This is a genomic window from Nostoc linckia z4 (genome assembly GCF_002608075.1).
Taxonomy (GTDB): domain Bacteria; phylum Cyanobacteriota; class Cyanobacteriia; order Cyanobacteriales; family Nostocaceae; genus Nostoc; species Nostoc linckia.
On record NZ_LAHA01000006.1, the window covers coordinates 1 to 26777 of the forward strand.

The window sequence follows — 26777 nt, forward strand, 5'->3', positions numbered from 1 at the left end:
CTATTTTTCATTCAGCGTAGGCACTCCCCGTTTTGATGTCAGATATCAAAACCTTTACTAATTGGGAATCCTACCTTTTTTTGTCCCAAAAAACGATTCATATTTATATTGAGAATAAAAATAAAATTTTACCAGTATTAGTACTGTTTGTAATGTTATAAATATTTATAGCGTACTGAAGCAAATTTTTAGCGATCGCTTGTTTTTCTCCGACCTCACGAAATCGCGTTGCTCCCGTACAATATTTGCTCAACAGTAAAGAACCTTAGAAAATATTGGTTACCACAAAATCAGGGTTTTACGAGTTTCCAGTCAAGAACCCTATTGCCTACGTACAAATGAATTGTTGACTGTTGAGAGTTAACTGTGAACGGTCAACAGTCAACGCATTAACTGGAATAATTGATTTTTTGGAGTTCCCTAAAACTATTCCCTATTCCCTCAACTCTGCTTCCTACCCCCATCAAACAACTTTTTCGGCAAACCCAATTTATTGATTACGGGATGTGCGTCTCATCTGCCCTTGACATGAATGCCAAGATACCCTTACCACAAAATTAATCAATCCCAATTCAAATATTGAGCCTTAATTCAGATAAAGTGCTTGTAAGTACTCTTTTCAATTAAGCATTTTTCTGCTGCTTAACTAACTCCTTGAATACCTGAAAGTTTTCTTGGATATCGATATGCACCACTGCTCTAATTGCACACCCACAATGCTAACTCTGTTAGATTTAATATATGACTTATTATTGTTGTATTTGCTGTAATTGCTGGAAGTGTTGAATACTTTCTGGGATATCGATATCTACTACCCCGGTTATTACGTATAGTAAATGATAACTAATCTGACATTTACCATCTGTCGCATTATTTTTCCAAATTAAATTAAATTAATAAAAAAGCTGATATCGATGAATCAAAGCCTCAGTGTTGCTTCCAACCTAGAAGAACACACTCATAAAAATCCTACTGTTAGCAAACAACAATTATTTGTAAAAAAATCAATTGTTCTTACCCTCGAAATACTTTTAGCATTAACTGTGGGTATAAGTCTCGCAAAATTTCATATTGGTGGGATTGCTTGGATATTTGCTGGAATTGCAGCTGGTTTGGTAGTTCTCCAAGGAAGCCGAATTTTCTATGAATATTCTCCCAAACCAAACCGTACTGCAAGAAAAGTAGGGATGGCACTTGTAGGCTTGACTGTCGGCGCTTCCAATGCTCACGCTAATTTAGCTAATGTTGCTTCTGGTATTCCCATCTTTATTTTTCTGACTTTGTTTTTGTTACTGTGTGGCACTTGCATTGGTTATTTATACTCTCGTGTTAGTAAAACTAACCTATTGACAGCATTACTGGCTACAGTTCCAGGTGGTGTGGGAATTATGGCAGCGATCGCCGCTGATTACAATAAAGATGTAAGCTTGGTTGCTTTAGTTCAAGCGATTCGCGTTACCTCAGTAGTTGTCCTGTTTCCCTTCATCGCCAGAACATTAGTTGGCAATTCCTGGATGCAAACACTACCCGTCAAAAGTGCTTTGCTCGATTTCGATCCGTCTCAACTAGGATTACTTTTATTGCTACTGGTAATTACTGCATTAGTAGTTTATCCCGCTATATTTTTCAAAATTCCCGCTGGCGATTTTTTTAGTGCATTGTTAATTGGTATTGGGTTTAATCCTTTGCTCAATTCCCTACCTTTTGTAAATGATATTAGCTTTACTCCACCACCTTTAGTTAACTTATTCGGTCAAATGCTGTTGGGAATTACCATTGGTGAGTATTGGGGAGACAAACCAAACTTTACCAAGCGGACTGTCGGCTATGCTTTGATGTCTGTGACCATGACCCTCGCAACTGGAGCGATCGCTGCTACACTTGCTACGCAATTAACCTCTTGGGATTGGTTAACCTGTCTCTTAGTCACAGCACCAGGAGGTTCAGCAGAAATGATCCTAGTTTCCCTAGCACTAAATCATAATGTTGAGATTGTCACAACTGGTCATTTAGTGCGACTAATTGCCATTAACAGTTCTTTACCTCTTTGGCTGTATTTATTTCGCTGTCTCGATAAGCAGCTTGATTCGGGGATTGGGGACTAGGGACTGGGGCATGGAAGAGGACAAGGGGGAAAGGGAAAAGGGTAAGGGGAAAAGGGTAAAGATTAAATTTATTCCTTTTCCCTTTAACCTTTAACCTTTTCCCTACCCAATACCTAATGACAAATTCGCTTATCCTTTTGTTATCCAGATACAAAGGATGTTTTAGATGGTTGCTCAAATCCAAGAACTTGAAGCGCAGCACTGGGTGAAAACTCGTTCTTCCCTCGATCCTAGCGAATCGACTTTTCTCATCTGGAAAGGTAAAATTTACGCTCTCATCCCTGGAGAGAAAAGACAACTTTTGTTTAAGATATTCGGATTGAGTGTTAGCAGGTGTATTCCCACAGAGGAAGGTAGCTGGGATTTTACTTCTAGAGAACTGACGTACTACCTAAATCCACAAACAGAGGAAGTTTTAACCAAGTGGGAAAATCCTTGGACAGGGGAGACAGTTCCGGTCATCCATGTTGCGAATAATCCCGTGCAGGGCATATTTAAGGGAAATTTTCCCGCCCAAGTAGACGGTGACAGTACAACCTTCATTTTTGATATATTCCCCTATTACCCCAATCCTTTAGCAGAAGATCCCAAGTTTGCCGAATACAGCCCACATCCAATTTATCAGGCAGCAGAATTATTTAAATTAACCGTGCCGACGGCGGATTTATTCAATCCTGAACTCTCTTCAGTTTCTCAACTGAAACTGAGTTGGGATAGAATTGGTCAATGGCTTCCCTGGATGAAAATGGGCGATCGCCCCGGTCAACTGATCTACAGTGCATTTGGCAGCAAAGTCAATGGTGTAAGTGACCTCCCCCCATTCCTCCAAGACGAAATCAATAACCGTATTCCTTTATATAAAAAAGCGCCAAAAGGCTTTATCGATGGTGAAGATATGACTTCTTGGTTGTACTTCCAAAAACACTTTCAAGCTTATTTAGATGGTGAAATCTTCCCTCTTCCCCAAGCAGAAGAATTGTAAATAGATATCTCCAGAAATTAATTGTGCGTTGCCTAAAACCTTTGTAGAGACGTTGTATTGCAACGTCTCTACATTTATTTTCTGATAACATGTATGAGTTCGATGTGCGGGTTTTAGTCGATAATCCCGCCAAAGCTTTGATAGAAGCTTTGGCACTGAGCAGGTGAACCTTCCTGCTAAACACGATGCCCAAGAAATTGCGCGATCGCTCCAATATACCATTAGCTTTTACTGCCAGCTTCGCGCTGAATTAAAAACCCCATTGATTATCCGTTCTCAAGCAGAAGCCGCCTCTAAAAAGTATCTGCAAGCAGTAATAGATAACTTCAAATAGCTATGATTAAAAAGATAATTTAGTAAAAGGCGATCGGGTTAAATTTTTTATTTCTCAATAATTTATTTACTATTTATTAAGTAGAAGGACTAAATTAAACCTAACTTGAGGTTGCCGGGTTTCGACTTCGCTCAACCCTCATTTTCTCAAGGTTCGAGCATTGAGCGCAGCGATGTCCTGAGCTTGCCGTTGGCGTTGGCGTTGGCGTTGGCGAAGCCTCTCGTAGAGAAGCCTCTCTACGAGAAGCCTCTCGTAGAGAAGGGTCGAAATGCGTCTTCTAAATAATTGTGTCCGCTTACTTAGCAGCTATCGCTGTGCTTTTTTATGAAATTAATTCTCTTTAGCTCTTGATTCAAAATCTTTAAGCACATTGCCATAAAAAAGCTACTATTTCTTTATGCTGTGAGCACTGGACAATATAGCCTGCTCCTCCATCACCCCACATATATGGAATATTATCATCTGACTCAAGGTGAAATACAAATTGATTCATTGGATGCTTACAAATTGGACAATCTGGATATTCAGGATATTGTACCCAATCAGCCCAACCGGCTAATTTATCGCCTCTTTGATGAAGTTCTTCCATTAAAATTTCATCTAAAAAATCTTTTTCATCTTCATCTAGCCTAATTTCCAAGTCATCAATTTCTAACCAATTAGGATAGTCATTTACTTCTTTCCATCCAACAATTAACTTAGGTTCAAACAAATTTCCTATCTGTGGAATTTCAATAAATTCAGGAGAAGCTTTTGGCTGAAAAATTCTAACAATTTGACATCTAGAAAATGGAGACCAACCTGCACAATCTATAACACAATCTTGTTCGCAAGCTAAAATTTTTACCTTTCCAATATCCCCTTCCCAATCTACATATTTGCCAATTCTTCCTTTGATTGGCATATCATCGGGCAAGTTCATCATTAAATTTTCGCACTCTTCATCTGTTCTTCCATACAATCCAGTATCATGCTCTACTATAATTTGGTTTGTGCAGTAGAAGAATTGAAATATTCCAGTGCCAAATTGAGTGTTTGAGTTTTGTGGAAGCTCGTCTAGATTAAGCTGTAAAAATAACTGCATCGCCTTGCCGCAGTTTGGACAAAGAGGCCATTTTTCATCGGCATTTAGCCAAGGTTTACCACCAAATTTTGATGCAGTTAAATCTCCATCACCTTCTTGAACAATTGGTTTCCAAGCTAAACGCTTAACGCTGGTAAGTTTATTTTTTAGTTGTTCTAATTTACTCAAATTTTGCCTCTTCATTTGAACAGTCAAATAAATGTAAACCCAACCTTTGGGAAAGTTCTTCGCACACTTTTACCCCGCGCACGCTATTACCCCGTACATCCAACGGTGGCGAAAAAACTCCAATGCCCATTTTATTTGGTACAACGGCAATAATCCCGCCACAAATCCCGCTTTTTGCTGGAATACCAATTTTGTAAGCCCATTCACCTGCAAAGTTGTACATTCCACAGGTGTACATCACACTCAGAATATCTTTGATGTAAGCCTTATCTACTGCCCGTTCTTTGGTGATGGGGTTAATACCTTTGTTAGCTAAAGTGGCCGCCATCACTGCTAAGTCTTGGCAATTCACCAGCACAGCACACTGTTGAAAATAAAGATCCAAGGCTTCTTCAATGTTGGGATCGATCATCCCAAAGTTGAGCATAAGATGTGCCATTGCGCGGTTGCGATGTCCTGTACTGCGTTCTGAGGTAAAAACTGACATGTCAACGAACACATCGTGCCCAATATATTGCCGGAACATCTCTAGCATCCGGTTGAGGCGTTCGGTGGGGCCAGATCCTTTGATTAAGCTAGTGGTGGCGATCGCCCCAGCGTTTACCATTGGGTTATAAGGTCGCTTCGATTGCTCATCCAAAATAATCGCGTTGAATGCATCCCCCGTTGGTTCGACGCCGACTCTTGTCAACATGTAATCGCGTCCACGATCTTCTAAGGCAAGTCCATAAGCAAAAACTTTGGAAATTGACTGAATGGTGAAGAACTGTTCCGAGTCCCCAACTTTGTGAACCTGACCATCTACGGTGGCAATACAAATGCTAAACAAGTCCGGGTTTACCTTTGCCAGTTCCGGAATGTATTTCGCTACTGCACCCTCGTTCAAAGACTTGTACTGGGAATGCAAGTCGTTGAGAACAGTTAATAATGATGACGAGTCTATTTCTGAATCTCCTGAATTTACTTGGTTTGCTAAGAGGCTGATAGCATTTTACGAAATAGCCGCTACATATATATGAAAAAATTCACTACAGTGCTATCTCTGTTGTTGCTTGTTCCATTTCCATATAATATTTGAACCAGTACTGATATTTAAAAATATAATATGTAAAATTTAATACTAATAAGAAAATATTCACAAGCGATCGCCGAGCTTTTCCTATGTTTTTACAATTAATGGCCAAAAAAGTTCGCTTGCGTATTATTCTTTTTTTTATACACAGTAATACTAGTGTAGTAAGTAATATAAATTACCAAATATAGCTTAGTTATCAATAATACCTGTTATGGTTAATTTAGCTAGAAAAAACTTCAAAACAAAGAGAATAAACTTGAAATGATTTAGAAGATAGTTTTATCTGTAACTCCTATTGCACAAGATTTACAGCAGAATATAAAATTTTAATTAAATAATAATTTTTGAGTATTTATGCCGATGCCGTTTAATAAAAGTTATATTAAATGACTCATTAAAAACTGAAAAATTAATGTGATATAGAATACACACATTATTGTGGGACTTACAAACAGATGTGGAGGAGGTACGATGAGTGTAGCCTCTAAAAAATGTAAAGTTTTGTTAAGAAAACTTTTACTTGCCGAAAAAAACGTTACACACTCAAAATCCGCATTCGAGCAAGGTTTCACCTTAAAAATACCAATTTAATTGAGATAAAGTTGTCAAGAATTACGGTAAAACCCTGATCCCCAAGCTAAAAGGTTCATGCTAGTCTGTTGCAGTTACAAAACACAAAGTGAAAAAGGAACGAGTTCGAGTTTTTAGGAAGGGAATTCACTGTTTACTAGCGAAAATCCCGCGAATTATAAGACTTAAGTTTTCTTAAGTTCTACAGTCGCTTTAAAATTGGACGCATGAATCAAAGACATTTCTGGACAATTGTTGCTCTGTCTCTGACTGTTTTGGGAATACCCTCAGTCGGTTGTACTCAAACCACAAAGGGAAATGCGCTAGCTTCCCAAAAATCGCCTGCATCTGATGTGGTGAAAGTCGGAGAGTACAAATCAAAAGCAGGGGAACAAACCTCGGATGCTGTGATTACACAAATTCATCCTTACAACATTGGAGGACGTAAGGCGGCAACTCTTTATATCAAAAATATTCCTGTTCTTACCTTTTTGAGTTCTGTATCAGATACAAGTTCTGAAACTAAAAAAGTTGGTGCAATAAACGAAACCGAGGGCGTACAATCATACGCCCTTATTGCTAGCAACTCACCTTCATCGGCGAGTGTTGGCAATGTGGCCGGAGCGAACAATCAGATTAATTCTGGTGACAAAGATCCTGTTGAGATAGCTGGAGTGATAGCAGCCAAAATTAACCAGCTGAACCAGGAAAATGTAGACGCGAGTAAGATTACCGTAAGTTGGAAAGCGGCGGGCGAATCTAAAGTTGCAAATGCCCAAAACAAAAGCTTCCCTGTGGAGGCGGGAGCTGGCGATCGCTATACAATCAAAGTTAACGGCCAAGAATTAGTAGAAATCAATCAAGGTACGCGGCTAGCAGATAGCACCAACAATCTCGCCCAAGATGCATTGCAAGCAACCAATCGCTTGCGGAGACTACTAGGCAATGCATCTCCCTTAAGCGAGATTGCCAACATGCCAGCGCGTCAGCCAATATCAAGACCCAAGCTACCGCAGGAGATTGCCGTCGGCGGAGTCCGAGTTAGCTTCAAAGGCATAGCTTCTTATTACGGCTATGACGGTTCTGGCAATCGTACTGCTAGTGGTCAAAGATTCAATCCAGAAGGCATGACCGCAGCCCATCGCAGCCTACCCTTTGGTACGCAAGTTCGTGTGACCAACACCCGCAATGGTCGTTCTGTGGTGGTGCGGATTAATGACCGAGGGCCATTTATTCGGGGTCGAGTCATTGATTTGTCTGCTGGTGCCGCTCGAATTTTGGGAATGATGGGTAGTGGCATTGCACCAGTACACGTTGAGGTGTTGGGAAGATAAGGGGACTGAGAAAGGTGGCAACGCCTTGGGGAAAGGGAAAAGGGAAAAGGGAAAAGGGAAAAGGTAAAAGCAGGGATCTTTCTTTGCCCCATGCCCAATGCCCAATGCCCAATGCCCAATGCCCCATGCCCAATGCCCCATGTCTCATGCCCCATGCCCAATGCCCCATGCCTCATGCCCCATGCCCATTACTTAATTCCTCTAGTTCAACTATCTCCTCTCTTTCAGATATAAACTAACGGGGGAGGGATGAGAGAACTAGGGGTATTTTTGTGCGCCTGTTGAGAACAGTTGCGGCTTTACGCTGCTATTTAACTAAACGCTGCTTGGAAAACAAGCTGATTGCGGCTCCAGAAAATCTGGTACTAGATGAGATGAATGGCTGGCATCAGACGGCAATTGGCCTGGTGCCGACAATGGGGAATTTGCATCAAGGTCATTTAAGCTTGATTCAACGGGCGCGACAAGAAAATTCCACGGTGATTGTCAGTATTTTCGTCAATCCGTTGCAATTTGGGCCCAATGAGGATTACGAACGTTATCCGCGGACTTTGGAGCAAGACAAACAGCTTTGCGAACAATTTGGGGTAGATGCAATTTTTGCGCCGACTCCGGAAGAAATGACAGTACCGCAGAAAAGTATACAAGAATCAAAGCTTACACAAGTTATACCCCCATCTGTTATGATATCTGGCTTGTGTGGTCGTTCTCGCCTGGGTCACTTTCAGGGTGTCGCAACGATTGTGACCAAGCTTTTCAACTTGGTACAGCCTGACCGAGCCTACTTCGGTCAAAAGGATGGTCAGCAACTGGCAATTATTAAGCGGCTAGTAGCTGATTTGAATATGCCAGTGGAAATTGTTGCTTGTCCAACAGTACGGGAAGCATCGGGTCTTGCCTTGAGTTCTCGTAATCATTATTTGACTGCAACAGAAAAAGAGCAAGCGGCGGTGCTGTATCGCAGCTTGCAAAAAGCTAAAGTTGCCTTTCGCCAAGGAGTTCGCGATAGCAGCAAGTTGATAGCAATAATACAGCAAGAACTGACAATGGTCAGCACACTTTTAGTGGAATATATTGAATTGGTTGAACCGACTACGTTGATGTCTTTAAATAAAGTTCAGGAGGAAGGAATGCTGGCGATCGCAGCCCGTCTGGGTTCTACACGTTTGATTGATAATATTATTTTGCGCGATCGTCAACCCATCATCGCCATTGATGGCCCAGCAGGTGCGGGAAAATCCACAGTGGCGCGTCAAGTGGCAGCAGTCCTAAATTTAGTGTATTTGGATTCAGGAGCAATGTACCGCGCTGTAACTTGGTTGGTACTGCAAAATGGCATTGCTATTAATGATGAGTGTGCCATCGCCGAATTAGCCAGCCAATGTCATATTGAGCTTACTCCCACCCAGAATTTACAATTTCCGGTGCAGGTTTGGATTAACGGTATCGATGTTACCCAAGCAATCCGCAGCGTTGAGGTGACATCTCAAGTATCAGCGATCGCAGCACAAAGTTCTGTACGTCAAGCTTTGGTTAAACAACAGCAAAACTGGGGTAAAAAAGGTGGTTTAGTAGCTGAAGGCCGGGACATTGGTACTCATGTGTTCCCCGATGCCGAAGTGAAAATTTTCTTAACCGCTTCTGTTAGCGAACGCGCACGTCGCCGCCACCAAGATTTTCAAAAACTTGGTCAACCCGAAGTCAGTTTAGAGCAGTTAGAACGCGACATTGCCGAACGCGATCGCAAAGATAGTACGCGTAAAATTTCTCCTTTACAAAAAGCGGCGGATGCCATCGAATTGCAAACTGATGGTTTAGACGTGTCTGAAGTGACTGCACAAATAGTTAACTATTACCGCCAACGCTTATCTGAGTGGTAGTCGTCGAACTCCAACACTCCAACAAATAAATTATTTTGCTTTGGATGGTTGATTATTGGCTGTTGACTGTTTACCGTTGAGTGTTAACTGTGAACCGTCAACGGTTAACTCTATTGTTTTATAGGCTTTTAAATTGCACAGTCGCTTCCTAAGTTGTTTGATCGCTAACAATCAACCGTCAACTGTCAACAGTTAACAGGAATATTTTTAATTTGTATTAAATAATTTTATTATTGTCTATTTTTATTTATCTTAAGCAAAAAGATTATCTTTATCATAATATGAATTTAAATATAAATTAATCTAGCTTAAGATTGATTTTTAATATAGCAATTAATCTCACTATAGGTAGAAGTTTCAAATCTTTAATTGCTAAATCCTAATTACTTAATACCACTCCTCAATTATTATTCTCAAACGAAAAAATCCGCGAGTTATTATAGAACTTGGGAATATAGGCATCGGATTTGATTTTTGAACAAAATTCCGTACACTTTACTCTTTTATAACCCTGTTGCTTATTGCCTCTTAGCTCTTGCCTGCCTATACAGTTCAGTTCATTAATCAAATCGCACTACCATATAACCATTCTGATTTCATATCCTTCAAATCAGATTGACATATTGGATGTTGCTATGAAATATTAGTCATTTTTATTTATAGCCATTATTCCCTAGCAGTTTGACTTATTTTACTTATTAGGCGAGTACTTTGTTTTCTCTTCACTTTGGTAGTAGAATGACGATGTTAAGTTTTATGTTTCATCATAGAAGACATAAAACTGCCAAAATTAAAAGCTGCTAATTTTCTAAGCTTCTGCAATAGCTTGAAACTAGAAACCGCTAAAGAGAGGATTACACACAATGGCATTTGTACAGCCCCCCCTACCTTTTAAGAGTGATGCTCTAGAACCATATGGTATGAAAGCTGAAACTTTCGAGTACCACTACGGCAAGCATCACAAAGCCTATGTAGATAACCTCAACAAGCTGACTGAAGGTACAGAACTTGCTGACAAGTCTTTGGAAGAGGTGATTCAAATTTCCTTTAAAGACTCCTCTAAAACAGGAATCTTTAACAACGCGGCTCAAGTTTGGAACCACACTTTCTTTTGGAATTCCTTGAAACCAGCAGGTGGTGGTACACCCGCCGGTGACCTTGCAGCCAAGATCGATAAAGATTTTGGTAGCTTCGACAAATTCAAAGAAGAGTTTTCTAACGCAGCCGCAACTCAGTTCGGCAGTGGATGGGCTTGGTTAATTGATGATAGTGGTACGCTAAAAGTGATTAAAACACCAAATGCAGAGAATCCTCTAGCTTATGGTCAGAAGGCACTCTTAACCTTGGATGTTTGGGAACACGCGTACTACATTGACTATAGAAACGCTCGTCCAGCCTTTATCAAGAATTTCCTAGATAACTTAGTTAACTGGGACTTCGTTGCTGAAAACCTTGCAAAAGCATAATTAACAATTAGTTAAAAACTGGTTGTGAAAGTAGCTTTTTACTAGCAGTCACGATGTTCTATCGTGACCGGAGTCCGGTTAAAGCAACAGCAGGGAGTAGTGAATCGGGAAAAAGATAGCCCAAACATTAGACTTCTAAGAGAAGTCGGGAAAAGGGGAAGGGGAAAGAGGGAAAGTATTGGTATTTTCCCTTTCCCTTTCCCCTTTAACATCCATTGCTTTTCCCGCAAGAGTGCAAAAAGCACTTTTGCACTCTTATACCAATTTGAAAAATGATTGCGACAGATGTATAGCCAAAAGCGATTACTACTAACTGTTTCACAATCCAAAATCTAAAATCTAAAATCCAAAATGGTATTACTCCATGAGTTGCGCTCACAAGGAGCAATAAAAATTAATCATCTCATGCCCAATGCCCTATTTTTAAGGCAGGTCTATTGGAGTGGGTTTCAAGGGTCATTGGAGCGAGAGTAGGCACAATTTATTTGTCGCATACCAAGTGTCCATCAAAACAACTTGAAATAATATAACTTTATGATGCACAAGGTTTTGCAACATCTCCGTCACATGTACTATCTTTGTTTTTCCATCTCTGTCTGGGTCATAAATCCGATAGTCAACTACCCAAATTTTTGTGATTTCATGATTGACATATAGACAATTGATTAACTTAAATTAATATGCCAGTTGCGTAAGTCCTGAATTATTTAATTATTTTTAAATTTGGAATTTGGAATTGGAGTGAAGCGACGGTTGTTTCATGCGCTACTTTAACTTGCTGAGAAAGTAGCACATGTAAAGCCTTGTTAGTGTCAACCTTAAGCTAATTTATTATATAAACCCCTCCGAATGTACTACAAGTAGACAGGGATATAATGAAACATAATTTTTGGGCAAGTTACGTGCTTGCAGCTTTAGCATTTTTACCCCTAGAACCTCTGAGCATGACTCAGGTTTTAGCAACAGAGTCAGTTTACCAACTGGCACAAACTAGAGCTGCTTATACTCAATACATGCAACTTGGTTATAACGAAACCAAACGCAGAAATTATCGAAAAGCTTTAGCATATTTTCAGCAAGCAGAACGCCTGCGTCCTGGAGATAAATATGCGACTGCGGCCATTAGAAATGTTACAGGTTATATTCAACGTGGCAGTGCTAGAAATCGTATTGCCTTTGTTCCGGGTAAACCTGGTAGAGTCAGGTCAGCAGGAACGCGCGGGACTTGTGTTCAAATTGGAGAATCTATTATTCCTTTGACACCAACAGATAAAGAAGCTCAACGAACCACAGCAGAACATCCAACATTCTATTTTTATATTCCTCAAACCTCTACAAAACTAGAAGCATTAGAATTTGTTTTGCAAGATGATGAGAGTATCGATCCATTATATAAAGAAACTTTCAAGCCTGTTGGGCAAAACGGTATTGTGAGTGTAACGGTACCTGCTAATAAGTCATCTTTACAAATCGGCAAAGAATATAGTTGGACTTTTTCTATGATTTGCGATGTGAGTAACCGTGATAAAGACTCATATACAGAAGGTACTATAGTGCGATCGCAGGATGAAAATCTATCCCTCCAGCTAAAACAACCAAACACAGACTTGGAACGTGCAGTTTTATTTGCTACAGCTGGATTTTGGGAAGACTCTTTGAGAACTTTAGCTAATTTACGCCGCCAGCAACCTAACGACCCCGAAGTTCAAAAATACTGGGAAGATTTGTTAAATTCTGTAGACATTAAAGAAGTTGTAAACAAGCCTTTGTTGCCCTGTTGTACAGCCCAGAGATAAGTTTTAAATTTGAAGTTGGCACTAAGAATAAAGCTGTGGGGTTTGGGGTGTGGGGAAAATGAGTAAAAGCATCATATAAATTTTATTCAAGATATCAATATGGCTTTCAGTAATTACAAAACTATTAGTGAAGTTCTGAAAGAATTTCAAATTATTTATACTGAGTCTGATTTTATCAAAGAATCTGAATTCAATATTCCTGATTATTTTCGAGAAGACTTAGCAATAGTCATGCGTGAAGGAGTAGTGGATAATTCCGAGTTTGCTATTTGCGAAAATTTGATTTATCCAGTTTTGAAGGAAGTTTGGAAGAAATACAGTAGCAAATTTACTTTATGGAGCCATGAGGCATTGAATTATGATGAAAAATTATCAGGATTTCCTGAATATCTTTTGGCTCGACGCTCTCCTTTAGGTAAAGTTGTATTTGATAAACCATACTTTATTTTAGTCGAAGCAAAACAAGATAATTTTGAAGCTGGCTGGGCACAATGTTTGGCAGAAATGATTGCGGCACAGCGATTAAATGAGGAAATGACAATCACTATATTTGGTATCGTTTCTAATGGCGATCGCTGGCAATTTGCTAACCTCAACGCTCAAGTATTTACGAGAAACATTACATTATACTCTATTCAAGAGTTAGATAAATTATTTGCGGCTGTCAATTATCTATTTCAACAGTGCCAATTGCAGCTAGAGAATCTGGTGTCTGCTTGAAAATTCCGGCACAGAAGCAGAGGAACAGAAGAGATGATAACAATTCAAAATTAAAAGTTCAAAAATAAAGGAGTGTAGGAAAAGTAGAAAGAAATTTATTTCCCACCTTCCCCACCTCCCCACAAAACTATGCTGCAACTAATTCTGTAATTTTCGCACGAGCTTTGGCGATGGATTCACTCAAACTTATGCCGCCTAACTCGTCATTTTCAACATGGATAAAGTTGATATCAGTGATGCCTAGAAAACCAAAAACCGTTCTTAAATAAGGGTCTTGATGATTCATCGTTCCGTAGCGTTCGCCAGGTTCAAAGCCAGAAGCGCCACGTGCGGTAATAACCCACATTTTTTTATTTAAAACCAGAGGTTTGTAAGGATTCTCAGTATCTTCTGGTTCATAGGAAACAGTTCTTCCAATCCGCACAATTTGATCGATATACGCCTTGAGGGTGCTGGGAATGCTGAAATTGTACATAGGAACGCCAATGACGTAGAAATCCGCAGCTAAAAATTCATCCACGAGCAAATCGCTGATGCGAATCGCTTCCTTTAATTGAGGGGTGTGTTGTTCTGGCGGTGTAAAAGCAGCAGCAATCCAGGGTTCATCTACATGGGGGACTGGATTTCGGCCAATATCTCTATAAGTAATGGTATCAGTTGGATGAGACTGTTTCCAAGCAGCAACGAATTCTTGTGTCAGTCTGCGAGAGTGCGATCGCTCACCACGAGGACTAGAATCAATATGCAATAGATGTGCCATAGTTGTTTTTGCTCAATCACGGAATTTTAGATTTTGGATTTTAAATTTTGGATTGTTGATTCAAAAATTTACAACCTCAGGACTTACGCAAAAATAACGTAATTCCGTCATTACGAGCGATAGCGTACTCCTACCCAGAAGCAAGCTACGCGGAGCGTCTCGTAGAGAAGTAATCCCCCCTGACGCTGAGATTGCTTCCCTACACTCCGTTACGGTCGCAATGACAATATCGGCGTTGGGTAAGTCCTAAACCTAAAAACAAGCCCCTATCCAAAAACTAGGAACAATACCCAAACACGCATAAAGTCAATCCAAAATCCTTTATCCAAAATTGTTTGATTATTCCAGCTTAGATAAATGACTGATACCGTACTATCTGATTTTTGTGCAATTATCAAAATCTTGCGGCTAATTGCTGGGAGTCTTCCTCAAGTGAATACAATTATTAAGATAGATTGATTATTTTTATCATGAAAATTCCAACGGGCTGCCAGACTCAAATAACCTGTCAGCCTATCTTATCTAGTGAAAATCAGGGTTGGGAAAATATTTGGTTGGAGGAATTCCAACACCCCCCAGGTGAAGGAACAAGTTATTACAGAGATGAACATGCTATTTGTGTATCTCTTGCACCCCGTCCTGTGCCTTTGCTACAAATTCAGGGAGGCAAAAGTTATACAGGGTTGTATGGCAAAGGTGACCTTTCCATAACTCCTGCAAAAACGCCATTTTTTGCCCGTTGGGATTTAGAAGACCACTATTTATTAATTCGGATTGCATCTGATTTTATCCAGCATGTTGCCAGAGAAACCATTGATACAAATACCGAACAGCTGGAATTAATCACAGAATTTCGGACTCGCGATCGCCACATTGAGTCCATCGCTATGATGCTTTTCTCTGAACTAAAACAAGAAAATTTAGGCGGAAGGCTTTATATTGAATCACTAGCAAATGTCTTGGCAGTACATTTGCTCAGACAATATTCTGCCATCAAACCCCGACTGACTGTTTACAACGGTGGTTTACCTCAGCGCCAATTAATTCAGATTTTAGAATACATCGATGCAAATCTGCATCAAGACATCAAGCTTGCAGATTTAGCCCAATTGCTTGGTATGAGTCAGTTTCATTTCAGTCATCTGTTCAAACAGGCGATGGGAATTGCTCCTTACCAATATCTGCTTCAGCAACGCATCGAACGTGCAAAGCAGTTGTTGAAAAAAAGCGATCGCTCGATTATCGAAATTGCTTTAGTGTGCGGCTTCAACAGCCACAGCCATTTAAGTAAACAGTTCCGGCAAATCACAGGTATGACACCGAAAGCCTACAGACAAAACTAGCCGATGTTGCTCAATAATGGGATGATTTAGGCTGACACGGGGATGGGGAGACGCAAAGACGCGGGGATTATGTTTTGATGCAAATTCTGAAATTATCCCACAATTATACAACGCTAACTAGCCCTGTAGAGACGTTGCAGTGCAACGTCTTGACTTATGCGTACACCGTAAATCATTTATGCGGGGGATATAAGCGAATGATATCATGTCCGCCTAATTACTATAATAAAAACCTCTCCGTGTCTCCGCGTCCCCGTGTCTCCGTGTCTCCGGCTCAGTCCTAACTATGGGTCTTTAACCGAACCTGATATGACCGCATTTATAACATAATTAAACCTAAGCGGACACCGGCTGTCACCGCTTCAGTGCGGGTAGAAACGCCAAGCTTTTGAAAAATTGATGAAACATGGAATTTTACCGTATGTTCGGAAATTTGCAGGCGTTTGGCGATCGCTTTATTTCCTAACCCAGAACCCAGCATACTTAAAACTTCCATTTCCCTTGGAGTCAATGTTTGCACGGGGTGAGATGCTGTTTTTTCCCGTATGGGTAACAATTCTAAAATACTAGGGTGCAGCACTACCAAACCACAAGCGACTGCTTCCACACCTGCAATAATTTCCGCCTCTGTGCTAGTACTGGATAATATGCCTTGGATCCCCAAACGGAATGCTGTTTCTAGGTCAATACTATCCATATCTTCAGCGATCGCTATAATTTGCTGTTCTGGAATTAACTGCAATTTTGACCAGATTGCTTCTGGGTTACTGCCGAAATCGAGCAAAATTACATCTGGTTGTAATTGCTCAATTTCCTGAGACACCATAGCCAAATCAGATGCACTGGCCACCACTGTCAGTTGGGGATTGCTACTCACCACCGCTGATAAACCCGCCCTCACCACCGGAGAAGCAGCAACCACTATCACCCGAATCATGTCGCCTCCACAGCAGTTTGTCTGGTGATGTAAACTATCAATTGCTGACCATTCCGCAGAAATTGTAATGGGATAGAGTTGTCAATTTGATGCAGATATTTAGCCAAGTCCTCAGGTTGAGTAAAAGCACGTCCAGAAACCCCAACTAATACATCACCAATTTGTAACCCCACGGTTTTTGCTACACTGCCAGGAAGTATTGATAACACTAATAAACCTAGAGTACGTCTGCCTAAAACCACAGGTTGCAGTGTCACTCCTAATTGCAAACGTTGACTACCACGTAAAAAGCGGTTAACAATATTGCTGGGAATTGCCACAGCCAAATTGTTCACAATCATTGTATTAATACCCACCACTCGACCCAGACAGTCGGCTAAAGGCCCCCCAGAATTGCCAGGATACAACTGTAAATCTGCCATTACAGTTTGTGGATGATTGGTGTGAACAATACCAATTGTCACTGCACCGCTATCAGCCATAGGATTTCCCACCGCCAAGACTAGTTCCCCAAGTCGTAACTTATCTGAATCAGCGATACTTGCAATGTTTAAATCCGTGGCGTTAATTTTGAGCGCTGCTAAATCTTGCTGCGGGTCAAAATGCGATCGCACTGCTTCAAATACCCTACCATCCCACAATTCCACAGTTGCCCGGTTGCTAGTTGCTACATGGGCATTAGTAATAATTAGTCCATCAGCTTGCCAGATAACACCAGAACCCACTGCTGTGGCACTGGTTTTAACTTTAACTGTGCTTTGGCGAAGTTTTGTGGCCACTGCTGACAGTTCATCATTGAATAGTGTAATCATACATTGCCCATTTTTTGCGGTAATTATTTAAATCAACTCCAAAAACCAAATTAGGGGATTGTAAAAAATAAATTAGTCAGGTTGTTGGGTGTTGACTGTTGACTGTTGACTGTTGACTGTTGACTGTTGACTATCGGAATGTTTTTTTGCCGTTGCATAATTGCGGGATAATTTGAGAATTTGCATCAAGACATAATCCCCGTGTCCCCGCGTCCCCGTGTCCCCGCGTCCCTGCGTCCCCGCGCCCCCGCGTCCCCCGCGTCCCCCTGTCCCCCTATCTCCGTGTCAGCCTAACTTGGAAGTTTCTAATCAGCAGGTCGTTCGCCAATGAGAATATCTAAGTTAATTAATGCGCCACCTCGAACAAGTTGCACGTTGACGAGTTTACCAATGCGATCGCTATTATTTAGTAGTGCTAATACATCATTGGTATCACTCACAGCAACACCATCAAATGTAACTAACACATCCCCCAGCAACAAACCAGCGTTATCAGCAGGGGCGGAGGGTTCCACATTAACAACAATCACCCCCGTTGCTGTAGCTAAATTTAAAGCTGTTTTGAGGTTGCTAGGTAAGCGTACAGGCTGCATTCCCACGCCCAAATAACCCCGTGAAATATGCCCTTTAGTCAGTAATTGGTTAACCACGCGATCGATTGTAGCCGCAGGGATAGTTAAAACTGTACCGCGTCGCCCCGATGTATTCATACCAACTATATAACCAGCCACATCTACGAGGGGGCCGCCAGCAAAACCAGGATAAAAAGTGATATCTGGGCGGATGAATTGGTCAATATTACCACCGCTCATACTCTGCCACGCACCAGTAACTACACTGACTGCTCCCATTGCTGCCCGTAAGTCACCTTGGCTACTTCTTGCTAGTCCCAATACCAAATGACCGACTTTGAGATTTGTGGCATCCCCAATTTGTACCACAGGAAGTTGATAATTTTGCAGTTGAAATACAGCTATATCAGTGCTAGGGTCATGGCCGAGGAAAGAAACTGGTTGAGTTTTGCCATCTGATACAGTGATGGTGATTTCTTCATAACGCCCAAGCGACTCATCCGAAGTGATAATAATACCCTTGCGCCAATGAATCCCACTTGGAGAAATGCGTTTACCAGCGTTGACAGCAACCACAGCACTTCCGGCTTGTTCTACTGTGTCGGCTAAACTGTTAGACAGTGCCAGCAGTGAAGACATAAAACTCTCCAACAACATTTTGTGATGCTTCTATACTGCCGTTTTACATCTATAGATAACATCGGAAAAATGGAGAGAATTCTACCTAGTAAAATGGCTAGTTGTTTTTAGTTTTGCTACCATTGTACGTCATTACAACTAAAACAAAATAATTCCTAAAATACAGCGTTTTTCAAGTAGGGGCGAACGGCTGTTCGCCCTTACAAATCACCATTCGCCCTTACAAATCATCATTCGCCCTTACAAATCACCATTCGCCCTTACAAACCACCATTCGCCCTTACAAACCACCATTCGCCCTTACAAATCACCATTCGCCCTTACAAACCACCATTCGCCCTTACAAATCACCATTCGCCCTTACAAATCACCATTCGCCCTTACAAACCACTATTCGCCCTTACAAACCACCATTCGCCCTTACAAATCACCATTTGCCCTTACAAACCACCATTCGCCCTTACAAACCGCACTGTTAACATTCAACAATTAACATTCAACAAACACCACGAACAGTTATATTTTTTTACTGCACATTAACAATTGGTATAGGATTCATATTTGATTTTTGAAAAAACTCAGTACACTTTGATTCCTTCTTACCTATTCCCTGTTCCCTCTTCCCTCTCTACGCAAATAATTTCAGGAATAAAAGCCGATTCCTGTATTAACATTTTCCGCAAAAGTATTGTTTAATTCAATGAACATCATGACAATTTTGACTAATCGCAGACAGCAGCTACTTTTACTTGTTGTTCTTATAACTATCGTAGCCATTCTTAGCCTTCATTATTCACCTACTTCTAGTCAAATCGTAACGCGAGACAAATTTTTGTGGCCTTTTTCATCGAGATCCCCTTGGAATATGCCCATTGGTTCCAATGCGCGTTACATAAAGGCAAATATTGAAAAAGCACAAAATATTAGCATCGATAAAGAGTATTTTTATAAAACTAATTCTAAGCATCCATTACGTCCAGTTTATGCTCCTGGTACTTGGGGTCAAGGACGTTGTACAGGCACTAAATCAATGAATATTTATCTACCGATACCAGATACATTGATTATTCCAGATGCCACAATATATCCATACTATACACCTAATAATGCTTCAGCTTTTTTAATGGCAGATGGCAAAACTTTAGTACAGCTTCAACCTTTAACTCGTTGCCAACAAGCAGGTTCAATTTATGGTTGGCATTACTATCCTGATATCAATATTTATGGAGACGGAATAGGCGGGGCACATTTTGGTTCTGGTCTTTCTTCCATTGGTGGTTCTATTCGCAAAGGTGAACTTACCAACAATCAACCCATTCGTCATGCATTAAAAGTGTTGCTGTGGGCTAAAAAATATCTTTACTACACAAATTCTATTCCTGGGTATCGTTGGCCTGCAAATCGCGCTGATAATTATGCCGCTCAAGTTTATGGTGGTAAAAACCCGGCTCTTGTGCAAGGAACTTTATTAGCTATTCCGCCAACAGTAAAAACAAATACCCTCAACTTGCAAACATCAGCAGCAAAAAAAATCTTTCATGCACTACAAGATTATGGCGCTTATGTAGTTGATGATTCAGCATGGGATTCTCATGATATTGCAGTTGAGCAAGGAGTTAACGAAGAATTTCGGAAAATTTATGGCTACGATTTAAACAATAAAAATGGCAAGTTCTATGGAGAATTAATGAGATTATTTCAAGCGCTTTACATTGTTGATAATAACAGTCAAAATAGCATTGGTGGTGGCGGTATTCCCCGTGTAGCCTTAGCTCCACCTATTGCTAACTAATCAGAAATTACGCAAAAATAACGTAACTCCGTTATTACGAGTCATTCCACCCGATGTAGAGACGTAGCAATGCTAAGTCTCTACTCTGTGGTTTGATTTTCCGTTACCTGTGCGTCAGTCCTGTTAATTATGCGGACATAATGACTCAAATTTTGGGGTTAAAAGAAGGCGATGTCTGCAACACACTACACCTACGCAGACTTTTGCGCGGGGTCAAGCGTTCGTTGAATTTGCTCAAGCGTTCGTTGAATTCAGTCAAGCGTTCATTGAATTCGGTCAAGCGTTCGTTGAATTTGCTCAAGCGTTCGTTGAATTCGGTCAAGCGTTCGTTGAATTTGCTCAAGCGTTTATTGAATTTGCTCAAGCGTTTATTGAATTTGCTCAAGCGTTCGTTGAATTCGAGCAAGCGTTTATTGAATTGAGACAAAAATAAGCAATTTTACTTAAAACACAAAATATTATTTGTATTAAATATTTTATAAAATACTGAATATTGCGGGTGTTGTTCGCCACTATTTTGTTTATCTTAATGGTGTGAAGACAAGAATAGAAGGCAGTTTTTATCCTTGTGCATGATTAAAAAAAGGAAAGTTATCTATGTCACGTCGAAAACGTGGGTCTAAAGTACTTGATAGGGCACAGCGTCGCATTGCGGCTTTGAAATCGATTAGTCCCACCTTAGATTTAGGTAATGGAATCACTATTGACACCTTTGCCACCGCCATTAAAAAAACACAGGACAAGTTGGAAGCTTATAACTCTACCCTTTCCACGGTAGATTTAACTCAGGGAGCCTTTGAATTAGCCGAAAAGTCGCTGATGGAACTAACAGAACATGTGTTAGTCAGCGTTGCTGCAAAGTATGGCAAGAATAGCGATGAGTACAAAATGGCAGGAGGCGTTCGTCGCAGCGAACGCAAACGTCCAGTGCGGAAGCCTAAGCAAGAGGTTGTTGCTTTATAAAAACAATACATTTGGGTTTTTTAACACTCTCCCGAATTCAAAATCGGGAGATTTTTGGTTAGGTGGCAGCTTTATAAAACCCTGAATTTGAGAGAAAATTTAAGAATCGTAATCAGAGTAAATTTAAATGCACGTTATTAGTCGCAGAATTCTACGAGAATTTTGTGAGGCACATGCAGATGCAAGGGAAGCACTTTATGATTGGTATAGGATAGCAACTAAAGCTGAATGGAAAAATCTGCTTGAAGTTCAGGCTATTTATCCAAAAGCAGAAGCAGTTGGTAAGTAGATAGACAAAAATATTTACAGTCATTGCGAGCGTTCGCGTTAGCGTCTCGAAGAGAAGCGAAGCAATCCTAGCCTTTGCGATTGCTTCATTTCGCTTCGCTCCATTCGCAATGACAGTGTGTAATTAATTCTGTCCGACTACTTAACTTCACTGTGTTTAATATTAAAGAAAATAACTACCGTTTGATTGCTGATATTATTTACGAAACTCAAAGAATCTATATTAAATATGTCCTGACTCACGCTGAATATGATAAGGATAAATGGAAAAATGACCCGTACTTTTAATTCAGAATCTTATGGTAAATTGCTAGCCGAGTATCAGCCAAAAATCATTACTACGGATGCAGAAAACGAAGAAGCGATGTCTTCGACAAGCCGCTTCGCGTCTACGCACTCGCATTAACCTTAGAACATCGTCCCAATCGTACACTAGAAGAAGAGATGCTGTTGCAACTGTTGGTGACTTTAATTGAGCAGTTTGAAGAAACTCATTACCCAATTCCCCAAGGTACACCCAATTCGATGTTAGTACATCTAATGGACGCACGCGATATTACAACCGAAGCATTAGCTGAGGTAATTGGTTCATTGGAAATTGCCTTGCAAATTGTTAATGGCGGCACCATTAGTAAAACTCAAGCAGAAGCGTTGGCGGACTATTTTAATGTAGATATCAGTTTATTTATTTAGCTTATTTTCTATAACAACGCTCTTAAAACCAGCGCTTGGTTTTGAGCCAGAAATTTAATATTTTGGTATGAAGTTAAAGGTGCGTAGACACGCAGCGGCTTGTTGTTAGACATCGCTTTTCTACTCGATACAACAGCTACAAAATCTTTTGTCATTTAGCTTCTAGAGCTTGAGTAAGCTATGAACCTGTATTAAAAATCCTATGTCCTAACCATCCCAAACCCAAGCCTAGACTAGAAGTGCTAGCTAATATTAGAAAAGTATGAAATTTGCTAAAAGATTTTTGTAATTCATCTCCAGCCCAAGCCACAGCCATAGCCACAGTCACAGCCAGAGCCACAGTCACAGCCACAACCACAGCCCAAGCCCCAGCCACAGCCACAGCCCAAGCCCCAGYCCCAGCCACAGCCACAGCCACAGTCACAGTCACAGCCCCAGCTCCAGCCACAGCCACAGCCCAAGCCCAAGCCCAAGCCCAAATTATGTACGGAGCGTTAAACGCTGCTAATAAGGAGCCTATCAATAGGTAGCCTAATAATACACCAATCAACCAGTCCCAGGGAATAATTCTAGATGATTTAGTACTTGGTTTACTTAGAATTGGCTCTAATAGCTTGGCTTTGGAACGAACAACTTCTTTTCTATGAACTGAAGCAACAGATGGTGGAGGCGTTGCTTTTGATACTTTTAGCATATTCAACCATGCTTCCATAGATTGGGGGCGGTCGTTTGCCTCCAGCGCCATGCCTTTAAGAATTGCCTGATTTAATCTGTTGCTAATGCTTGGACTAATTTGTTTAGGTGCAGTCAGAGAAGCATTATCGAGCTTGCGAGCTAGAGAAGTTGTAGGGCGTTGACCTGTCACTGCATAATAAAGCGTAGCAGCCAAACAATAAACATCAACAGTTGGCTCTCTACTGCCTCTGCTCATCTGTTCATAGGGCGCAAACCCTTCATTACCTGCAATACCCTTTGAACTCAAAGTTTTAGGCAAAAGTTCCTTAGCGATTCCAAAGTCAATTAAAACGGCTTTGCCATTTCTCCGCACCATGATGTTTCCAGGATGGGCATCTCTATGTACTAAACCTGCTTGATGCACTACGCTCAAAGCTTCCCCAATTTGACGGATGCAGGGTACAATCTCTGCTTCTGGTAAAGCCCCCCTACGCCTCACCGCCTCAAACAAATTTTCTCCCTCAACAAAGTCCATCACCAAACAGTGGATAGCACCTTCCCGAAACAAATCAATTACTCCCACAATGTGAGGATGAGGGTCTTCTGATAAGCGTGCGAGTATCCGCCCTTCTTGGATAAATCTGTCTATATACTTTTCATATTCCGGATCGTGGCTGAGGTATTCATTAGGTGTCTTAATTACAACTGTCTGATTTAGTTCAACATGTAAAGCCTTATAAGTAATCCCGAATCCCCCCTGCCCAAGGACTTGCTCAATTACATATTTGCCACCTTGCAATTGTTGTCCTGCTATCCAGGGCATGAATACCTCTAAGTAAAAAATTACTTTAATGCAAGCATTTTAATGAGAGTTTAGCTAATTCTACGGTGTTTTGCTAGATGAAGGACTGGGAGACACTAATGCTGGACTGGAAGACGGAGATGTTTTGATAAAAGGAATCCAACCAACTATGCCTGAAAGTAAGGTTCCAATTGCAGCAATGGCAGCTATCACAATTCCCCAAAACTGGATGTTTCGCTCCCAATTTGAGTTGGTGTTAGATGATACAATTACTGAAGGCTGAGAATTTTCCACAGTTAACCCTAAAGAATCGAGCCATTGGCGCATTGATTGAGGACGCTGTTTCGGGTCTAGTTGCATAGCTGTTAAAATTGCTTCATTGACGTGACGGCTGATTTGCTCGTTGAATTCTTTAGGAGATACTAAATGCTCGCCGTCAACTTTGCGCTTTATTGCATCAACAGGTGTTCTTCCTGTCAAAAGTTTATACAGAGTAGCAGCTAGTGAATAAATATCGCTATATGCACGAGTTATAGTACCTCTAGCGTAAAGCTCAGGGGGCGTAAATCCATCAGAAGTTTCCTTAGTTCGGCTTGTGGTTAAAATATGGTCAAAGTCCAAAGCTAAACCAAAATCAATTAGTACCGCTTCTAGCTGTCCCTCTCGCTTCCGCAACAAAATATTTCCTGGATGCACATCCCGATGAATCAGTTCATTTTCATGTACAACTATCAGTGCTTCCCCAATTTGCTGAATGTAACGTAGTGCATCTGGTTCTGAAAGTATTGGTGGACGCAGGTCAGCCAAACTCACTTCATTTACATACTCCATTACCAAACACAAACAGTCTGCTTCTTCAAAGGAGTCTACAACCTCCACAATGTACTTATGCTTACACTTTTGCAGCTTTAAAGCCTCCCGCAAAAACATTGTCTTTAGCCGTTCGCGCTCCAATTGACTAAGGGAATTTAGCAAGTCATCATTTAAGGTTTTAATGACAAAGCGATCGCCATTCTGATTTTTCACCAAATAAGTAATGCCAAAGCGTCCTCTTCCCAACTCTTTTTCAATGGTGTATTTTCCACCTTGCAAGCGATCGCCAACTCCCCAAGCCATCTTTGCAACTCCCAAAATGCTTAGATTAATTCTCACACAAGAGAGCCTTAATAACTTGAGCCTAGCTTTGGAGAAAGACTGCGATCCAATACTGTTCGGTTAAGGCACCAGACGCGATCGCTTTTTTCTCCCTCTATTGCTAAACTAAAAACAACCTTTAGCTAGTGCAAAGGTAACTTTATGACCTCTGCAACCAACCTCGATACCGATCTCACCCCATTTCCTGACCACACGCAGCTACCAGATTCCGATGGCACCTTTGTGAAAAATTGGCAAGAGCATCCCCAAAGTATCTTACTAACTGACTCAATTACACCCATTCTTCAGCAATTACATCCAGAAGGTCAATATTGTATAGGTCAGGACTTAGGTATTTACTGGCGGTTAACAGATCCTCCAGAGAAAGGAGCAGTAGCACCGGATTGGTTTTATGTACCAAATGTACCGCCTTCGTTAGATGGACTTTCACGAAGGTCTTATGTGTTGTGGCGAGAGTTTATTGCACCATTGATTGCTTTGGAATTTGTCTCTGGTGATGGCAAGGAAGAAAGAGACAAAACTCCTTGGAAGGGTAAATTTTGGATTTATGAGCAGGTGATTCATCCAGCTTTTTATGGCATTTATGAAGTGAATCAAGCCAGTGTGGAAGTTTATGAATTAATCGGAGGACAATATCAGTTATTAGCAGCAAATGAGCGCGGACATTATCCCATACATCGTTTAGGCGTTGAATTAGGTCTGTGGCATGGACAATATCAGAACATGGAATTACCCTGGCTGCGCTGGTGGGATTTGCAAGGTAATTTGTTGTTGACTGGCGATGAAAGAGCTGAACAAGAACGCCAACGTGCTGAACAAGAACGCCAACGTGCTGAACAAGAACGCCAACGTGCTGAACAAGAACGCCAACGTGCTGAACAAGAACGCCAACGCAATGAGATTCTGATTGCTCAATTGCGATCGCTCGGCGTTGAACCAGAAGCTTAAGTCTATTGCTAAACTAAAAAACAACCTTTACCAGTGCAAAGGTAACTTTATGACCTCTGCCATCAACCCCACTGACCTCACCCCTTTCCCAGACCACACGCAGCTACCAGAGTCTGATGGCACATTCGTGAAAAACTTTCAAGAACATCCCCAAAGCATTCTCATCACCGACTCAATTCAACCGATATTACAAAAACTTCACCCTGATGGGCAATATTGTATTGGTCAAGATTGTGGCATCTATTGGCGGATGACTGACCCACCAGAAAAAGGCGCAGTTGCACCAGACTGGTTTTATGTCGCCAATGTCCCGCCCTTACTCGATGGACAAATCCGCAGGTCTTATGTAATATGGCGAGAATTTATTGCCCCATTAATTGCCTTAGAATTTGTCTCTGGTGATGGCAGTGAGGAACGAGATACAACCCCTTGGAAAGGCAAATTTTGGATTTATGAGCAAGTAATTCGTCCTCCGTTTTATGGCATTTATGAAGTGGATAAAGCCAGCGTAGAAGTGTATCACTTAATTGAAGGCAAGTATCAGCCATTACCAACAAATGAACGGGGACATTATCTCATACATCCTTTAGGCGTTGAGTTAGGTATCTGGCATGGAGTTTACCAAAATATGGAATTGCCCTGGTTACGCTGGTGGGATTTGCAAGGTAATTTGTTGTTGACTGGCGATGAAAGAGCTGAACTTGAACGCCAACGCGCTGAACAAGAACGCCAAAGAGCTGAACTTGAACGCCAACGAAATGAGATTCTAATTGCCCAATTGCGATCGCTTGGTGTAGAACCAGAAGTCTAATATTTTGGAATCAGGTTAAAACTGGTAGAGGTGAAGCGTCTTGTTGTCAGACATTGCCGGGATTTTACCACAA

Annotated in this window: 26 protein-coding genes and 2 pseudogenes; 18 read left to right on the forward strand and 10 right to left on the reverse strand. The window is 41.0% G+C overall.

Going from position 1 to position 26777, the window contains the following annotated elements; translation table 11 throughout:
- Nucleotides 1-914: 914 nt before the first annotated feature.
- The 3 genes from VF06_RS07545 to VF06_RS40445 all read left to right on the forward strand — a co-directional run bounded on the left by VF06_RS07545 (nt 915) and on the right by VF06_RS40445 (nt 3421).
- Complete coding sequence (locus VF06_RS07545; RefSeq protein ID WP_099072653.1) at nt 915-2105, forward strand: AbrB family transcriptional regulator; 1191 nt, start codon at nt 915-917, stop codon at nt 2103-2105.
- A gap of 166 nt (nt 2106-2271) precedes the next feature.
- Nucleotides 2272-3087, forward strand: a complete 816-nt coding sequence (locus tag VF06_RS07550; RefSeq protein ID WP_099072652.1) for a DUF1838 domain-containing protein — start codon at nt 2272-2274, stop codon at nt 3085-3087.
- Nucleotides 3088-3250: 163 nt separating this feature from the next.
- Nucleotides 3251-3421, forward strand: coding sequence for a hypothetical protein (locus VF06_RS40445; protein ID WP_180267664.1), 171 nt, complete (start codon nt 3251-3253; stop codon nt 3419-3421).
- Nucleotides 3422-3782: 361 nt separating this feature from the next.
- Here the strand turns inward: VF06_RS40445 and VF06_RS07555 are convergent, their stop codons facing one another.
- Together VF06_RS07555 and glsA are read right to left on the reverse strand one after the other, a co-directional pair.
- A complete protein-coding gene (locus VF06_RS07555) occupies nt 3783-4673 on the reverse strand; it encodes a DUF1963 domain-containing protein (RefSeq protein ID WP_244917938.1) in 891 nt (296 codons plus the stop codon).
- Entirely contained in the window at nt 4666-5658 is a 993-nt protein-coding gene (gene glsA, locus VF06_RS07560; protein ID WP_099072650.1) for a glutaminase A, read from the reverse strand. The genes VF06_RS07555 and glsA overlap by 8 nt, the downstream gene beginning before the upstream one ends.
- Before the next feature lie 887 nt (nt 5659-6545).
- Here glsA and VF06_RS07565 point away from each other — a divergent pair.
- The 4 genes from VF06_RS07565 (at nt 6546) to sodB (ending at nt 10998) form a co-directional block, all read left to right on the forward strand.
- Nucleotides 6546-7652, forward strand: a complete 1107-nt coding sequence (locus tag VF06_RS07565; protein ID WP_099072649.1) for a septal ring lytic transglycosylase RlpA family protein — start codon at nt 6546-6548, stop codon at nt 7650-7652.
- Nucleotides 7653-7666: 14 nt separating this feature from the next.
- Nucleotides 7667-7891, forward strand: coding sequence for a hypothetical protein (locus tag VF06_RS41960; RefSeq protein WP_180267278.1), 225 nt, complete (start codon nt 7667-7669; stop codon nt 7889-7891).
- 33 nt (nt 7892-7924) lie between these two features.
- Entirely contained in the window at nt 7925-9532 is a 1608-nt protein-coding gene (locus tag VF06_RS07575) for a bifunctional pantoate--beta-alanine ligase/(d)CMP kinase (protein ID WP_099072647.1), read from the forward strand.
- 863 nt (nt 9533-10395) lie between these two features.
- The gene (gene sodB, locus VF06_RS07580) at nt 10396-10998 is read left to right on the forward strand and encodes a superoxide dismutase [Fe] (RefSeq protein ID WP_099067066.1); all 603 of its coding nucleotides are present in this window, start codon (nt 10396-10398) and stop codon (nt 10996-10998) included.
- Nucleotides 10999-11469: 471 nt separating this feature from the next.
- Here sodB and VF06_RS43610 read toward each other — a convergent pair.
- A pseudogene (locus VF06_RS43610) lies at nt 11470-11667 on the reverse strand (IS701 family transposase); the annotation flags it as partial.
- A gap of 206 nt (nt 11668-11873) precedes the next feature.
- On the opposite strand from VF06_RS43610, the gene VF06_RS07590 reads away from it, so the two are divergent.
- Complete coding sequence (locus tag VF06_RS07590) at nt 11874-12794, forward strand: DUF928 domain-containing protein (protein WP_099067065.1); 921 nt, start codon at nt 11874-11876, stop codon at nt 12792-12794.
- A 99-nt stretch (nt 12795-12893) separates the two neighbouring features.
- Nucleotides 12894-13514, forward strand: a complete 621-nt coding sequence (locus VF06_RS07595) for a hypothetical protein (protein WP_099067064.1) — start codon at nt 12894-12896, stop codon at nt 13512-13514.
- 127 nt (nt 13515-13641) lie between these two features.
- Here VF06_RS07595 and VF06_RS07600 read toward each other — a convergent pair whose 3' ends face one another.
- Nucleotides 13642-14274: an FMN-dependent NADH-azoreductase gene (locus VF06_RS07600; RefSeq protein ID WP_099067063.1), complete on the reverse strand. Its 633-nt coding sequence runs from the start codon at nt 14272-14274 to the stop codon at nt 13642-13644.
- Between the two features lie 470 nt (nt 14275-14744).
- Here VF06_RS07600 and VF06_RS07605 point away from each other — a divergent pair, with 470 nt between their 5' ends.
- Nucleotides 14745-15617 (forward strand): helix-turn-helix domain-containing protein, encoded by an 873-nt coding sequence (locus VF06_RS07605; RefSeq protein WP_099067062.1) that lies wholly within the window; start codon nt 14745-14747, stop codon nt 15615-15617.
- Between the two features lie 319 nt (nt 15618-15936).
- Here the strand turns inward: VF06_RS07605 and VF06_RS07610 are convergent, their stop codons facing one another.
- The 3 genes from VF06_RS07610 to VF06_RS07620 all read right to left on the reverse strand — a co-directional run bounded on the left by VF06_RS07610 (nt 15937) and on the right by VF06_RS07620 (nt 18577).
- Nucleotides 15937-16554, reverse strand: coding sequence for a response regulator transcription factor (locus tag VF06_RS07610; protein WP_099067061.1), 618 nt, complete (start codon nt 16552-16554; stop codon nt 15937-15939).
- Complete coding sequence (locus VF06_RS07615) at nt 16551-17366, reverse strand: S1C family serine protease (RefSeq protein WP_099067060.1); 816 nt, start codon at nt 17364-17366, stop codon at nt 16551-16553. Before VF06_RS07615 ends, VF06_RS07610 begins: the two co-directional genes overlap by 4 nt.
- A gap of 305 nt (nt 17367-17671) precedes the next feature.
- Nucleotides 17672-18577: a S1C family serine protease gene (locus VF06_RS07620; RefSeq protein ID WP_099067059.1), complete on the reverse strand. Its 906-nt coding sequence runs from the start codon at nt 18575-18577 to the stop codon at nt 17672-17674.
- Nucleotides 18578-19286: 709 nt separating this feature from the next.
- Here VF06_RS07620 and VF06_RS07625 point away from each other — a divergent pair.
- On the forward strand, nt 19287-20369 hold the full coding sequence (locus VF06_RS07625; RefSeq protein WP_244917939.1) for a hypothetical protein: 1083 nt from the start codon (nt 19287-19289) through the stop codon (nt 20367-20369).
- A gap of 145 nt (nt 20370-20514) precedes the next feature.
- On the opposite strand, the gene VF06_RS07630 is transcribed toward VF06_RS07625, so the two are convergent.
- The gene (locus tag VF06_RS07630) at nt 20515-20796 is read right to left on the reverse strand and encodes a hypothetical protein (protein ID WP_099067057.1); all 282 of its coding nucleotides are present in this window, start codon (nt 20794-20796) and stop codon (nt 20515-20517) included.
- A 170-nt stretch (nt 20797-20966) separates the two neighbouring features.
- On the opposite strand from VF06_RS07630, the gene VF06_RS07635 reads away from it, so the two are divergent.
- The 5 genes and pseudogenes from VF06_RS07635 (at nt 20967) to VF06_RS42480 (ending at nt 22313) form a co-directional block, all read left to right on the forward strand.
- Entirely contained in the window at nt 20967-21332 is a 366-nt protein-coding gene (locus tag VF06_RS07635; protein WP_099067056.1) for a hypothetical protein, read from the forward strand.
- A 127-nt stretch (nt 21333-21459) separates the two neighbouring features.
- Nucleotides 21460-21621, forward strand: a complete 162-nt coding sequence (locus tag VF06_RS07640; RefSeq protein WP_099067055.1) for a type II toxin-antitoxin system HigB family toxin — start codon at nt 21460-21462, stop codon at nt 21619-21621.
- 143 nt (nt 21622-21764) lie between these two features.
- Nucleotides 21765-21908, forward strand: a pseudogene (locus VF06_RS07645) (type II toxin-antitoxin system HigB family toxin); the annotation flags it as partial.
- Nucleotides 21892-22026, forward strand: a complete 135-nt coding sequence (locus tag VF06_RS42475) for a hypothetical protein (protein ID WP_257207485.1) — start codon at nt 21892-21894, stop codon at nt 22024-22026. The pseudogene VF06_RS07645 and the gene VF06_RS42475, both read left to right, overlap by 17 nt.
- A gap of 38 nt (nt 22027-22064) precedes the next feature.
- A complete protein-coding gene (locus VF06_RS42480; protein WP_244917940.1) occupies nt 22065-22313 on the forward strand; it encodes a helix-turn-helix domain-containing protein in 249 nt (82 codons plus the stop codon).
- A gap of 178 nt (nt 22314-22491) precedes the next feature.
- Here VF06_RS42480 and VF06_RS07655 read toward each other — a convergent pair whose 3' ends face one another.
- The gene (locus tag VF06_RS07655) at nt 22492-23811 is read right to left on the reverse strand and encodes a serine/threonine protein kinase (RefSeq protein ID WP_099076427.1); all 1320 of its coding nucleotides are present in this window, start codon (nt 23809-23811) and stop codon (nt 22492-22494) included.
- A 60-nt stretch (nt 23812-23871) separates the two neighbouring features.
- Nucleotides 23872-24906 (reverse strand): serine/threonine protein kinase, encoded by a 1035-nt coding sequence (locus VF06_RS07660; RefSeq protein ID WP_099067052.1) that lies wholly within the window; start codon nt 24904-24906, stop codon nt 23872-23874.
- A gap of 180 nt (nt 24907-25086) precedes the next feature.
- Here VF06_RS07660 and VF06_RS07665 point away from each other — a divergent pair, with 180 nt between their 5' ends.
- Together VF06_RS07665 and VF06_RS07670 are read left to right on the forward strand one after the other, a co-directional pair.
- Nucleotides 25087-25893, forward strand: coding sequence for a Uma2 family endonuclease (locus tag VF06_RS07665; protein ID WP_099067051.1), 807 nt, complete (start codon nt 25087-25089; stop codon nt 25891-25893).
- A 49-nt stretch (nt 25894-25942) separates the two neighbouring features.
- On the forward strand, nt 25943-26704 hold the full coding sequence (locus VF06_RS07670; RefSeq protein ID WP_099067050.1) for a Uma2 family endonuclease: 762 nt from the start codon (nt 25943-25945) through the stop codon (nt 26702-26704).
- Nucleotides 26705-26777 lie beyond the last annotated feature (73 nt).